Origin of the sequence: Vibrio sp. 11986-1-5 (genome assembly GCF_963878025.1) — a bacterium.
Taxonomy (GTDB): Bacteria; Pseudomonadota; Gammaproteobacteria; order Enterobacterales; family Vibrionaceae; genus Vibrio; species Vibrio injensis.
Genome location: NZ_CAWNVW010000022.1, coordinates 104,674 through 117,436, shown reverse-complemented (window position 1 = coordinate 117,436; position 12,763 = coordinate 104,674). Strand labels below are relative to the sequence as shown.

The window sequence follows — 12,763 nt, the reverse complement described above, 5'->3', positions numbered from 1 at the left end:
TCTATCTACAACCCAGAGTAATTTGCGCATGACCATATCTCCTGCCTAAATACGAACAAATAGACTTGCTTTTTTTAGCTCGCTCATCAATCATTTGTATAGATAAATAAATGTAATGGATTTGTATGCCAACCTCACCTCTGTACCAACAAATTAAACAGCACATTATTCACCAGATCGAATCCGGCCAATGGCCAGTTGGTGAACGGATCAGCACCGAATTGGAATTAACTGAGCAATTTTCTGTCAGTCGCATGACGGTCAATAAAGCGATTCGAGATTTAGTATCCGAAGGCCGCTTGCAACGTCGTCCACGGTTAGGCACCTTTGTCTGCGCCGTACCAGAAAAAGCCGAATCTCCACTGTTAGATATACGTAACATTGCCGAGGAAATTGCCAGTCGAGGTCAGCGTTATCATAATAAAGTTCGCGCTCATCAATCCTTAATTGCCGATGAGACTCTTGCCACTCAATTGGGCGTAATGCTGGCTACTCCATTGTTTTATAGTGAAATATTGCATTACGCGAACGATCAACCATTACAACTTGAAATTCGTTGGGTTAACCCTAGGTATGCCCCTGACTACTTAAAACAAGACTTTACTCATATTACGCCTAACCAATATCTTTCCGAAGCCTGCCCACTTAGCGCCATTGAGCATACGGTCGAAGCTTTGATCGCCGACAAGCCAATCAGCGAAGCGCTGCTACTCAAAGCTAACGAACCTTGCTTGCTGCTTAATCGCCGAACTTGGAGTGGTGAGCATTTAGTTAGCTTCGCTCAGCTCTATCATCCGGCCAGTAAGTACAAATTGAGCTCGAAAATTGTCTATCCACAACCACAGACCTGATCACATTTTCGTAACATAACTATTGCATTCATCATCTGTTAACTCTATTAATTGTATATACATTATAATCATCCTTAACGACCTAATGTTACCTGTTTGGAAAAATCGTCCTCAAACAGTCGAAAGCTCAGCGATTGAATTGAGATAAACAAACGTAGCCAATGTCGCTGCAGCTTCAAGTAGCAAGGAAGTCGGTATCATCGCGAACCTCTGGCTCGCTAAGTAGGGGAAATGGAACACGTCTTAACCAATGCGCGTATCGTGAGTATGCAAGCTGGTGATATCGGCTATCAACCCAGTGAGCCGCTTTCAATTGTCATCCGTGACGGAAAAATTGCCGACATCACCACAAACACCTTCGCAGGCCATCCACAGCGAACCAATTGCCAAGGCCAGTTAGTCACTCCGGGACTGATTGATTGCCATACGCACCTTATCTATGCAGGTCAACGAGCCAACGAGTTCGAACAACGCTTAAATGGCATCTCTTATCAGACGATTGCCGCCCAAGGAGGCGGAATCATGGCAACGGTGCAAGCGACGCGCCAAGCCTCACAAGAGCAATTAACCGAGTTAGCACTGCCTCGCTTAGATGGTTTATTACGCAGCGGGATCACCAGTGTAGAGATCAAATCTGGCTATGGGCTGACGCTTGATGATGAAATTAAAATGCTCAAAGCCGCGAAAGCGTTGGAAGCCCACCGCCGAGTGAAAATCACCACCACCCTACTTGCTGCCCATGCCGTACCACCTGAGTTTGCCGGTAAAGCCGATAGTTATGTTGATTTCATTTGTCAAACTATCATTCCACAAGTGGCAGAGCAGCAATTGGCAAGCAGTGTCGATGTGTTTTGTGAGTCGGTAGGCTTTAATCTTAAGCAAGCTGAGCAAGTATTTCAGTGTGCCATTGAGCATGGTTTAGCGATTAAAGGCCATACAGAACAGTTGTCCAACCTCGGTGGTAGCGCTTTAACGGCGCGCTATAACGGGCTATCGGTCGATCACATTGAGTATCTCGATGAAGCTGGAGTACAAGCATTAGCACAATCAACGACCGTCGCGACTTTGCTGCCCGGCGCGTTTTATTTTTTACGCGAAACCCGTAAGCCCCCCATCGAATGGTTGCGCCGCTATCAAGTACCCATGGCGATTGCTACCGATATCAATCCTGGCACTTCACCCTTTGCCGACCTGACCTTAATGATGAACATGGCTTGCACTTTGTTTGGCTTAACCCCGCAAGAAGCGCTGCGTGGCGTTACCACGCATGCAGCACAAGCTCTTGGTGTCGCGGCAAGCCGTGGCCAAATTGCAGTCGGCTATGATGCCGATTTGGCCTTCTGGTCACTTAATCATCCTGCCGAATTGAGTTATCAAGTTGGTATCCCTTATTTACAAGCCCGTATGGTTGATGGAGAGCCCTGTCATGACTAATTCCGTTTCCCCTTCCCATCTTTATCAGTGGCAGGGTCGTGATGATGTTGAAGATGGTGAACTTGGTAAGCGAGTCCACCATGTCATGCAAATAAAACACCTTGATGAATTAACCGAGGCCTCTCATAGCGTTGCATTGGTTGGTTTTGAATGTGATGCCGGTGTTGAGCGTAATAAAGGGCGGATCGGCGCAAAACATGCACCGAATTTAATTAAACAAGCATTAGCCAATTTAGCCTGGCACCATACCAGCTCGTTATGCGATTTGGGCAATATTCACTGCCATGATGATGACTTAGAGCAATCCCAACTCCGTTGTGCGCAGTTAATTGCTGACGGTTTAGAACACTCACCAGTGATTGTGCTTGGCGGTGGTCACGAAGTGGCGTGGGCGAGTTTTCAAGGGTTGGGCAAACATTTACTCAAACAAGGCATGAAAACGCCAAAGATCGCGATCATCAATTTTGATGCTCACTTTGATCTCAGATCCTTTAGCAGTGAGAAGATATCTATCAAGCCCAGCTCTGGCACCCCGTTTATGCAAATCGCTGATCACTGCCAACAAATCGGCTGGGATTTTCATTACGCCTGCTTAGGTGTCAGCCGCGCGAACAATACGACCGCTCTATTCCAGCGTGCCGATCAGCTTGGTGTTTGGTATGTCGATGATAAAACCCTGAACGAGCGCAATCATGCTGCGTTAATCGAGAAAATGGATGCATTTATCGCCGATTGTGATTATCTCTACTTAACCATTGATCTCGATGTCTTTCCAGCGGCGACCGCCCCCGGTGTCAGCGCTCCTGCCGCCCAAGGTGTTAGCTTAGATAATTTCCATCTCTACTTCGATCATCTATTGCAACACCATATCAGTAAACTGCTGATTGCCGATCTGGCTGAATATAACCCGAGCCATGATATCGATAATCAAACGGCGCGACTTGCTGCTCGTCTGTGTTGGGAAATCGCCAGTGCTATGACTGAGTACCAAGATCAGCAACACGCTACCACATCATCGGTTGAAGTTCAGAGTGCTGACTCTCCTTCTGATAATATTTAAAGTTCAATCAAACGACTCACTCATTATCGGCCCCAACACAGGCTGAGTGGGTCATTCATCTATCCTCGATGATAAAAAGGGTTTGACCCGTAAACGGAACCATGAATAAGGAGCAACACCATGTCACAACCACCCAATAACGATACTCGTTTAGATACCACTCGTACTATTCGTGCTCCGCACGGCACGACTCTGCGCGCGAAATCTTGGTTGACCGAAGCACCACTACGCATGTTAATGAATAACTTAGATCCTGAGGTTGCCGAACATCCTCATGCATTAGTGGTATACGGTGGTATTGGCCGCGCGGCGCGCAACTGGCAATGTTTCGATAAAATCGTCGAGGTATTAGAGCGTCTTGAAGAAGATCAAACGCTGTTAATTCAATCGGGCAAACCAGTGGCGGTGTTCCCAACCCATAAAAACGCACCACGAGTGTTGATTGCTAATTCAAACTTAGTCCCTCATTGGGCGAATTGGGAGCATTTTAATCAGCTCGATAAACAAGGACTGATGATGTATGGGCAAATGACCGCTGGCTCATGGATTTATATTGGTTCACAAGGCATTGTCCAAGGCACTTACGAAACCTTTGTCTCGGTTGCCAAACAACATTTTGATGGTCAAGCCAAAGGGCGTTGGATCTTAACCGGTGGACTCGGTGGTATGGGCGGTGCTCAGCCACTCGCAGCTACCATGGCAGGATTTTCAATGATCGCCGTTGAATGCGATGAATCACGCATTGATTATCGTCTACGTACTGGCTATGTCGATAAAAAAGCCACTAGCTTAGATGAAGCGTTAGCCATTATTTATGAATCAGAGACGCCCGTCTCGGTCGGTTTATTAGGTAATGCCGCGGATATTTTCCCGCAGTTAGTTGAGCGTAATATCACGCCCGATGTGGTGACCGATCAAACTTCAGCTCATGACCCACTCAATGGTTATTTACCGCAAGGCTGGACGATGGAGCAAGCCGCGCAGCGTCGTTTAGAAGATGAAGCTAAAGTCACGGCAGCCGCTAAAGCTTCGATGGCCACTCAAGTACGAGCCATGCTCACCTTGCAGCAACGTGGTGCGGCGACCTTAGATTATGGAAATAACATTCGGCAGATGGCTTTAGAAGAAGGCGTAGCTAATGCGTTCGACTTCCCCGGTTTCGTTCCTGCTTATATTCGTCCCTTATTTTGTGAAGGCATCGGACCATTTCGCTGGGCGGCTTTATCGGGCGATCCGGAAGATATTTATAAAACCGATCAAAAAGTTAAAGAACTCATTCCTGACAATCCTCACTTACATAATTGGCTCGATATGGCTCGTGAGCGCATCCAATTTCAAGGGCTACCCGCGCGTATCTGCTGGGTGGGTTTAAAAGACCGTCAACGGCTTGGACTCGCATTTAATGAAATGGTCAAAAATGGCGAGCTAAAAGCGCCCATCGTTATTGGTCGTGATCATTTAGATTCTGGTTCAGTGGCAAGCCCTAACCGAGAGACCGAAGCGATGCTTGATGGCTCTGATGCCGTCTCTGATTGGCCATTATTGAATGCACTACTCAATACGGCCAGCGGTGCGACTTGGGTTTCTCTTCATCATGGTGGCGGCGTGGGTATGGGCTTTTCACAGCACTCAGGAATGGTGATCTGTTGTGATGGCAGTGACGATGCGGCCGAGCGCATTGCCCGGGTGCTGCATAACGATCCTGCTACCGGCGTAATGCGTCATGCTGATGCTGGCTACGACATCGCCAAGCGCTGCGCGGCGGAACAAAAACTCGATTTACCTATGCTTAACGCAGAGTTGGCTCAATTAAAATAATAAGGATAACCCATGCATCACTTAACCATTACTCCCGGCGAGATGACGTTGAGCCAGCTACGCCAAATTAACTCATCCCCTGTCTGCTTGAGTTTAGATCCCAGTGCTGTCCCGGCGATTGAACAAAGTACCAAAGTGGTCGAGCAAGTGATCACAGAAGGCCGAACCGTGTACGGGATCAATACCGGTTTTGGCCTATTGGCTAACACCAAAATCGCCCCTGAAGATCTAGAAACGCTGCAAAAAAGTATTGTCCTTTCCCACGCTGCTGGCATTGGCGCATGGATGGATGATGACACCGTGCGTTTAATGATGGTGTTAAAAATTAACAGTTTAGCACGCGGCTTCTCAGGCATACGTTTGTCGGTTATTGAAGCTTTAATCACTTTAGTTAACCATCAAGTCTACCCCTGCGTACCGCAAAAAGGCTCGGTGGGAGCTTCAGGTGACCTAGCTCCTCTCGCCCACATGAGCACCGTATTGCTCGGTGAGGGACAGGCACGTTATCAAGGGGAGATCATTGACGGTGCTCAGGCACTGCGCATTGCTGGTCTATCACCGATTACTTTGGCACCTAAAGAAGGACTGGCGCTGCTCAATGGCACTCAGGCCTCAACAGCTTTCGCGCTGCAGGGTTTATTTATGGCCGAAGATCTGTTCGCCTCGGCAACCGTCTGCGGCGCCATGTCCGTCGAGGCGGCGTTAGGCAGCCGTAAGCAATTCGACCCACGCATACATCGCGTGCGTGGTCATCGTACCCAAATGGATGCTGCCGCCGCCTATCGTCATCTACTTGATAGCCGCAGTGAAATTGGCGATTCACATTCAGGCTGCGAAAAGGTGCAAGACCCCTACTCGCTACGCTGCCAACCACAAGTAATGGGAGCATGTTTACAGCAAATTCGCCAAACTGCGGAAGTGCTGTGCGTTGAAGCGAATGCGGTGTCTGATAATCCTCTGGTGTTTGCTGATGATGGCGATATTATCTCTGGCGGTAACTTTCATGCCGAGCCAGTGGCAATGGCGGCCGATAACCTCGCTTTAGCCATCGCCGAAATCGGTAGCTTGTCAGAAAGGCGCATGGCGCTGTTGATTGATAGTGCGCTGAGTAAATTACCGCCCTTTTTGGTCGATAATGGCGGCGTTAACTCAGGGTTTATGATTGCCCAAGTGACCGCAGCCGCACTAGCGAGTGAAAATAAAACCTATGCGCATCCTGCCTCGATTGACAGTTTACCCACTTCAGCGAATCAAGAAGATCACGTCTCCATGGCAACCTTTGCCGCCAGAAGACTGCGTGATATGGCAGAAAATACCCGTGGTATTTTGGCGGTCGAATATCTCTCAGCTGCGCAAGGATTAGATTTTCGCGCGCCGCATCGTTCTTCTGAACGTATTGAATTGGCCAAGCAGATATTACGCGCCAAGGTGCCGTTTTATGATAAAGACCGCTACTTTGCACCAGATATACAACAAGCGAACGAGTTACTTAAACAAGCGGTGCATAATAGTTTAATGCCTGAAGGACTGCTGCCAAGTGTTACTCATCATGTAACCATGTGATAATCATAGGTAACCCACTTACACAGGGATTGATCGGCAGATCAATCCCTGTGTTATATCAGCGCAGCTTGCATTCGATTAGCTTATAAAATGTCCGCCATTATAAACAACCTACTTCGCCCAATTACCTATTATCGGTTTTCCAAGCAGCGCTAAGACGGCAATAAGGCTCACCTCAATCGAAACAGACCAGCAAACATGGCCGATCATTTCGCTCCAAAACTCATAACCATTAAGATTCCATAACCATCCTACTTGCCCGTCAAGATACGCAGGATGTCGAAAACCTAATGCTGGGATCAATAGGCCATGCATAACTAAGGTAATTATAATTCCGTACGCCATCCCGTACCAAAGTCTTATCTTGGGTACTATGGCTGAGATAAAAATATAAACAAAGGCAAAAGCAAAACTAAATAGCCAGTGATAAAGCATAACCGCACCAGGGATAGTAATGCCTTGATAAACATAATCCAGCGAATGAGAGTTTACTCCTAGCCATCCTAACCAAGCATCAATATTCGCGGCAGGCGGCGATATTTCACCCGCTATACGTGGCGGCATATTAGCCTCAGTACCTGATTTTACGAGAGAACTAATAAAGCCCCCAATAAAGGTAGCAAGCACCAAAACCATGGCATTTTTTTTGTCGAAAATAAAATCAAATCTATTCATATTTTGAGAGGACATTCTCGAGATCCTTTTTGGCTCGCGCAATTTCTTGCACTGTCAGTAAAAACACGACCATCCACTGTTGGTTTCGAAGATAGCTGTGCAGTAAACATCATATGCTCATGTGATTTCAGTGTAGCTGTAGTTATGTGCATACTGCAAAATAACTATAACTTTCTACATACCTGAATAAATCATTAACAAGGCATAAAGTGCCCAACTCACTCCAAGCTAATGACTGCAAATTCTAGAAATTCAAGGGATAATATTTGTGGGTATGCATCGAATAACTCTGTTATTCATCAAATCGACCCATGCGCGACGAAAAAAGGAACGATTAATGCATATAATAACTTAGTGTCCTATCATTAATTTTGCCAAGTAACGATATAAAAAGCGTTCTCTAGTCAACACTTTTTACTGGATCAGATAATTAGGGTTATCTTGAAACCATTGAAAAATAGTCTCCTGCAAATCTCGTAACTTTTTGGGGTATAACCTTTGCTTAGCATATACCATGTAAAGTTCATAAGGTGCGATTTGCCACTGTGGTAAAAGGACGATTAAATTGCGCTTTTCCACCTCTTCTTCTACTAGGTAGAACGGCAGCATTGCGATACCAAGCCCACTTAAAGTTAATAAATGAGTGGTGGCATAGTTTGAACTTCTCACTATGGGAGCAACGGCGACTTCACATAGTTGATCCTGTTGTTGAGTTAAAAGCCATTCACTTTCACCAGAAGAGAGCAGTTGATGCGCTTGCAGTTCATTGGGATGCAAGATCGACTGTGATTGTAAATACTCAGGGGATGCAACTAACACATAGCGAATGCGACCTAGAAAACGGGCAATAAGATTGTCGCTGTGCGCGAGTGTAGTACGCAAGCCAAGATCAAAACTACCAAACTCAATATCTTGTAAAGACCTTTCAAAACACAATTCCAATCTCACTTGAGGATAAGCCGCGAGAAATTTACCTAGCATGGGGTGAAGTAATTTGTTGCCCAACTCGTTGGGTGCGGTCAGTTTTAGCTTTCCACAATTATCTTGAGTGAGATCTTTTATGATCTGTTCGGCTTCATGAGCTAGGCTATCAATCTCACAAGCTTTCTCATATAAAGCTTGGCCTGCTTCAGTTAATGATAGTCGTCGAGTTGTTCTATGCATTAACTGACATCCCATCACTTGCTCTAGCGATTTTACATGCCTTGATAGCTGTCCTTTGGAAATATCTAATTGTTCTGCGGCAGCACTAAAGCTACTCAGTTTCGTGACAGCCATGAACGATTGTAGATGGGTGAGATTCATATATTGGATTCATTTTTACAACAATGTAGTTATTTTAAGCGCTTTTTTAGCCTTTTTACTAATACTAGTATTGTTTCTGTATTAATTAAGAGGTGTACGATGAAAGTTGTTATTGTTGGATCTGCAGGTAAAGTTGGGCAAGGGGTTGTTAAACTATTCAGAAATAACGGGCATGAAGTTATTGAGGTCAATCGTTCACAAGGTGATGTTTTTATGGATCTTCGAGATGTCGGATCACTGCAGAAAGGTTTTGCGCAAATAGGCAATGTGGATGCCATTATTGCTACCATGGGGGAAGTCGCGTTTAAGCCGTTTGACATGCTGACACATGATGACTGGATCCAAGGTTTCAAGAGCAAACTGCTTGGGCAAATTCAGTTAACACAAATTGGCAGTCGTTATCTTAACGCTGAAGGGAGTATCACTCTGACTAGTGGAATTATTGCCGATGTTCCAATTAAGGATGGCGTCAGTGCGGCGACCATTAATGGCGCGCTTGAACATTTTGTCTCTGCTGTTGTTGCTGAATTACCCTCAAAGCAAAGGATTAACATTGTCAGCCCAACGGTATTAACGGAATCTTTGGGAACCTATCAGGAGTATTTCCCTAGTTTCGTATCGATTGATGCTGAGAGTTTAGCTCAAGTCTACATGCGGTCTGCGCTGGGGCGAGAAAATGGCCGAATTTTAAAAGCCTTCTCTAATTATGGAGTGATGAGTGTCTAAGCATCTTTGCTAAGCAATACTCAAATAGCAGAGACTCAGTTGCTCACTGTCAATGCAGATCAAGCAATGTATTTGCTTGGTCTGCGACCAAATGTTCGGGTCAGTTTCGATACCAGATTATCCAAAAAATAATACACCTAGTAACTGGAATACCGTCAAAATTTGGCCAAAGATCAGAAAACTGAACAAATACGTACTATACATTTAGCTAACCCAGCCCCCGTCTTTGTACAAAAATCCCCATTACCTCATATTCACCCGCGCGTGAATGGCAAGAATACGCTGAGCTTCACGATTAACATCTTCTCGTTTGCGCCAAGTCCATAACCTATCTCGCGCTTGCTTAGCGCAAGTTGCCACATCAATCACAGGGTTTAAATAGCGACTATCGGCGGGCAATTGATACATCATGGCTTCCATCGGACTCATTTGCCATGGTTCAAACAGCAAAGATAGTGGTACTTCTGCCAGTTCAGATACCCACTGCCGAATAAAAACACCTTGCGCGTCATGCTCTTGAGCTTGTTTGATCGGATTATAAATTCGAATGGTATTGATCCCAGTCACCCCTGCCTGCATTTGAAATTGAGCATAATGAATACCAGGTTCAAAATCTAAAAAGAGTTGTGCTAAATGCTCAACTCCCGCACGCCAATCTTGATTCATATGATGAGTCAACACACTCACCAACATGGCGCGCATACGAAAGTTTAAATAACCGGTATGATACAAACAACGCATACAAGCATCGACTAACGGAATACCGGTTTGGCAGCTTTTCCAAGCTTCAATAACTTCTATATCTGGCTGACACGCTTGCGCCAGAAGCGGCTCATAAGCACGGTTTACGCAGCGAAACTCCATCTCACATTCCGACTCAAACTTCTGTATAAAATGGCAATGCCAGTGTAATCGTGAAGCCAGTGCAATTAAGCTACGTCTTAGGCCAGCAGCATTCCAATAACTGAGTAGCGTTTGATACATCTCGCGCAATGAGATATTCCCCCATGCAAGATAAGGGGACATACGTGAACATGACACGCGAGCCAGTGATGGACTCGATAGCTGGAAATAATAATTTTTTGCTCGGCGCTGAAAGAAATCGTCTAAGGTCTGTTTAGCCAGTGTCTCACCGCCCGTTTGAAACCCTTTCTCTTTGCGCTGCCAAGCTGCAGGTATACCGTCATCCAAACCTAAATCGGTAGCACAAACAGAAATTAACCTCTGTGCGGTTAAATTCGGCATTGCCAATGGTGCTCGCATAATCGCTTGCCAGTGCTTATCCCAACCTTGACGGTGAGTTGCCGCGCGGCGTACGGCGCCATAAGCACTTTGATGCCAAGTTATCCCCTGCTCTGTACACCAATGCTGAATGGCGATATCACGTTCGAAAGTATTAGCAAGGCCAACCTCCTGATGAGAATAAAGACCTTGAATGGAAAAGTGTGCCGCTAGTGTCGCCAAACCTTGCTCAGCTGAGACATTGGCAATCAGTAGCTGATGACCAAATGGAGCGAGCTTTTGATTGATATCTTGCAGTGATTGCCAGAAAAAACGCCAATGTCGCTCAGAATAATGACGATCATTGAGCAGTATGGGTTCAAAGAAATACACCAAGAGCGTCGGTATTCCACTCTCTAATGCAGCGCACAAGGGGGGGTGATCACTTAAACGTAAATCACGCTTGAACCAAACAATGTTGATGGCTGGAGGGCTGATCATGCTTTACCCCGCTGACGACGACAACGCTCTGAACAATAGTTCACTTCGTCCCAACAACGTTGCCATTTCTTCCGCCAACGAAAGGGGCGCTTACACACTACACAGAGTTTTTCAGGTAAAAAGGCCTTTTGATGACTTGTCATTATTATCATTCAATGAGTTATCGTGACATTAACTACGTGAAGCTTTTCAATCACGATCACGGTTTTAGCTAAAAACATGCTGTTTTATAAGCTAAAAAACCTTTCTTTTAGTTAAAAGGCACAAATTGTGAACAATTTAACACTGATTGGACCATTAAAACTTTTCTTGGGGCTATAATCGGCAACAGTTTTTATGAACAAGTGTTGATTATGCTGCTTAAACCTTATTTTTCATCTGCTGAACATCAATTTCAATTTACTCGCCAACAAGCGAGCCATTTTGCTAAAAAAGTGGCTGGTGATTTCAATCCGATCCACGACGAAGACAGTAAGCGTTTTTGTGTCCCCGGCGATCTGCTGTTTGCAGTACTTTTGAAAAAGAACGGTATTAGCCAAAAAATGCGCTTTACTTTCTCCGGCATGGTCAGTGATGGCATTGCGCTGCATGTTGAAAATCAATGCAGCCAAATGAGTGCGTTGGTGGATGAATCTGGTAAAGAATATTTATTAATGCAACGCGAGGGAGAAGTTTCCCACGATGCCGTGTTTATTGAGCATGTGATAAAAAGTTATGTCCAGTTTTCCGGTATGAACTTTCCTCACATTATGGTGCCACTGATGGAGCAGCAACAAGTGATGATCAACTGCCAGCGTCCATTGGTGATTTATGAAAGTATGGAAGTGGAATTTGAGCGATTAGATCTTAGTCATCCAGAAGTTGAATTTAGTGGCGCAACCTTCGACGTGGATGGTAAACGAGGCGTCGTGACCTTGAATTTTACCTTTAAAGATCAAGGCCAATTAGTCGGTAAAGGCATCAAACGTATGGTTGCCAGTGGATTAAAGCCTTATAACCAAGCCGATATTGATGATTTAGTGCAGCGCTTTAACGACCGCAAAGTGCGTTTTCTGGCAGAGTTATCACAAGCTGCCTAATCATTTCAGCTCCGCCACTATCGGTGGAGCTATATCATATCCAACGCCTAACTCGCGCTTTATAATGAGTATAACGCTCACCAAACACCCGCTCTAATACTCGCTCCTCAGGCTGGATCTGAAACCGATTCATATAACCAATAAACCCAAAAACAACCAATAAACTCACTATGTTGTGATGCCAATAAGCGATGCCAATCAGTAGCAATAGTAATGCTAAATACATAGGATTACGGCTGTAGTTAAAGATCCCTGAATCGACAACAGTAGAAGCTTGATCCGGTTTGGTTGGATTGACCGTAGTATTTGCCCGACGAAATTGTACAACGGCAGAAATACCGACTACTCCCGATAACATAACGCACAAGGCAAAGATGAGCTTAGTATATGGAAGCGCAAGATCGGCAAAACTAAATAGATACGCTAACCGATTACAAAGTACCACTGCCACGATAAACAATGCCACCGGTGGAATTTTCAGTTCCAAATAACGCATAACTCCCCTCCTCATCAGTTAAACGGCCATCCGA

General features: G+C 45.4%; 12 protein-coding genes. 7 read left to right on the top strand and 5 right to left on the bottom strand.

Annotated elements, in window-relative coordinates; genetic code table 11:
• The first annotated feature begins 125 nt into the window (after nt 1–125).
• The 5 genes from hutC (at nt 126) to hutH (ending at nt 6,726) form a co-directional block, all read left to right on the top strand.
• A complete protein-coding gene (hutC, locus tag AACS00_RS06420) occupies nt 126–851 on the top strand; it encodes a histidine utilization repressor (protein WP_110166862.1) in 726 nt (241 codons plus the stop codon).
• Between the two features lie 231 nt (nt 852–1,082).
• Nucleotides 1,083–2,285, top strand: a complete 1,203-nt coding sequence (hutI, locus tag AACS00_RS06415; RefSeq protein WP_110166861.1) for an imidazolonepropionase — start codon at nt 1,083–1,085, stop codon at nt 2,283–2,285.
• Nucleotides 2,278–3,345, top strand: coding sequence for a formimidoylglutamase (hutG, locus tag AACS00_RS06410; protein ID WP_110166860.1), 1,068 nt, complete (start codon nt 2,278–2,280; stop codon nt 3,343–3,345). The genes hutI and hutG overlap by 8 nt, the downstream gene beginning before the upstream one ends.
• Before the next feature lie 120 nt (nt 3,346–3,465).
• Nucleotides 3,466–5,163 (top strand): urocanate hydratase, encoded by a 1,698-nt coding sequence (gene hutU / locus AACS00_RS06405; RefSeq protein ID WP_110166859.1) that lies wholly within the window; start codon nt 3,466–3,468, stop codon nt 5,161–5,163.
• A 12-nt stretch (nt 5,164–5,175) separates the two neighbouring features.
• The gene (gene hutH / locus AACS00_RS06400) at nt 5,176–6,726 is read left to right on the top strand and encodes a histidine ammonia-lyase (protein WP_110166858.1); all 1,551 of its coding nucleotides are present in this window, start codon (nt 5,176–5,178) and stop codon (nt 6,724–6,726) included.
• A gap of 111 nt (nt 6,727–6,837) precedes the next feature.
• Here the strand turns inward: hutH and AACS00_RS06395 are convergent, their stop codons facing one another.
• Both AACS00_RS06395 and AACS00_RS06390 read right to left on the bottom strand, forming a co-directional pair.
• Nucleotides 6,838–7,416 (bottom strand): YagU family protein, encoded by a 579-nt coding sequence (locus AACS00_RS06395; RefSeq protein WP_240004040.1) that lies wholly within the window; start codon nt 7,414–7,416, stop codon nt 6,838–6,840.
• A gap of 399 nt (nt 7,417–7,815) precedes the next feature.
• Nucleotides 7,816–8,706, bottom strand: coding sequence for a LysR family transcriptional regulator (locus AACS00_RS06390; protein ID WP_110166857.1), 891 nt, complete (start codon nt 8,704–8,706; stop codon nt 7,816–7,818).
• A 99-nt stretch (nt 8,707–8,805) separates the two neighbouring features.
• On the opposite strand from AACS00_RS06390, the gene AACS00_RS06385 reads away from it, so the two are divergent.
• The gene (locus AACS00_RS06385; protein ID WP_072669246.1) at nt 8,806–9,432 is read left to right on the top strand and encodes a short chain dehydrogenase; all 627 of its coding nucleotides are present in this window, start codon (nt 8,806–8,808) and stop codon (nt 9,430–9,432) included.
• 243 nt (nt 9,433–9,675) lie between these two features.
• Here the strand turns inward: AACS00_RS06385 and AACS00_RS06380 are convergent, their stop codons facing one another.
• The gene (locus AACS00_RS06380) at nt 9,676–11,154 is read right to left on the bottom strand and encodes an FAD-binding domain-containing protein (protein ID WP_110166856.1); all 1,479 of its coding nucleotides are present in this window, start codon (nt 11,152–11,154) and stop codon (nt 9,676–9,678) included.
• Nucleotides 11,151–11,297 carry a DUF2256 domain-containing protein gene (locus AACS00_RS06375; RefSeq protein ID WP_110166855.1) on the bottom strand — a complete coding sequence of 49 codons (147 nt, stop codon included), beginning with the start codon at nt 11,295–11,297 and terminating at the stop codon, nt 11,151–11,153. The genes AACS00_RS06380 and AACS00_RS06375 overlap by 4 nt, the downstream gene beginning before the upstream one ends.
• A gap of 210 nt (nt 11,298–11,507) precedes the next feature.
• Between AACS00_RS06375 and AACS00_RS06370 the strand changes: the two genes are divergently transcribed.
• Nucleotides 11,508–12,233, top strand: a complete 726-nt coding sequence (locus tag AACS00_RS06370) for a DUF3581 domain-containing protein (protein ID WP_110166854.1) — start codon at nt 11,508–11,510, stop codon at nt 12,231–12,233.
• Between the two features lie 34 nt (nt 12,234–12,267).
• On the opposite strand, the gene AACS00_RS06365 is transcribed toward AACS00_RS06370, so the two are convergent.
• Complete coding sequence (locus AACS00_RS06365; RefSeq protein ID WP_110166853.1) at nt 12,268–12,729, bottom strand: methyltransferase family protein; 462 nt, start codon at nt 12,727–12,729, stop codon at nt 12,268–12,270.
• Nucleotides 12,730–12,763: the final 34 nt, after the last annotated feature.

Coding starts and splice junctions, on each gene's coding strand:
- hutC (WP_110166862.1), top strand. CDS start 126: ATGCCAACCTCACCTCTGTACCAACAAATTAAACAGCACATTATTCAC.
- hutI (WP_110166861.1), top strand. CDS start 1,083: ATGGAACACGTCTTAACCAATGCGCGTATCGTGAGTATGCAAGCTGGT.
- hutG (WP_110166860.1), top strand. CDS start 2,278: ATGACTAATTCCGTTTCCCCTTCCCATCTTTATCAGTGGCAGGGTCGT.
- hutU (WP_110166859.1), top strand. CDS start 3,466: ATGTCACAACCACCCAATAACGATACTCGTTTAGATACCACTCGTACT.
- hutH (WP_110166858.1), top strand. CDS start 5,176: ATGCATCACTTAACCATTACTCCCGGCGAGATGACGTTGAGCCAGCTA.
- AACS00_RS06395 (WP_240004040.1), bottom strand. CDS start 7,416: ATGTCCTCTCAAAATATGAATAGATTTGATTTTATTTTCGACAAAAAA.
- AACS00_RS06390 (WP_110166857.1), bottom strand. CDS start 8,706: ATGAATCTCACCCATCTACAATCGTTCATGGCTGTCACGAAACTGAGT.
- AACS00_RS06385 (WP_072669246.1), top strand. CDS start 8,806: ATGAAAGTTGTTATTGTTGGATCTGCAGGTAAAGTTGGGCAAGGGGTT.
- AACS00_RS06380 (WP_110166856.1), bottom strand. CDS start 11,154: ATGATCAGCCCTCCAGCCATCAACATTGTTTGGTTCAAGCGTGATTTA.
- AACS00_RS06375 (WP_110166855.1), bottom strand. CDS start 11,297: ATGACAAGTCATCAAAAGGCCTTTTTACCTGAAAAACTCTGTGTAGTG.
- AACS00_RS06370 (WP_110166854.1), top strand. CDS start 11,508: ATGCTGCTTAAACCTTATTTTTCATCTGCTGAACATCAATTTCAATTT.
- AACS00_RS06365 (WP_110166853.1), bottom strand. CDS start 12,729: ATGCGTTATTTGGAACTGAAAATTCCACCGGTGGCATTGTTTATCGTG.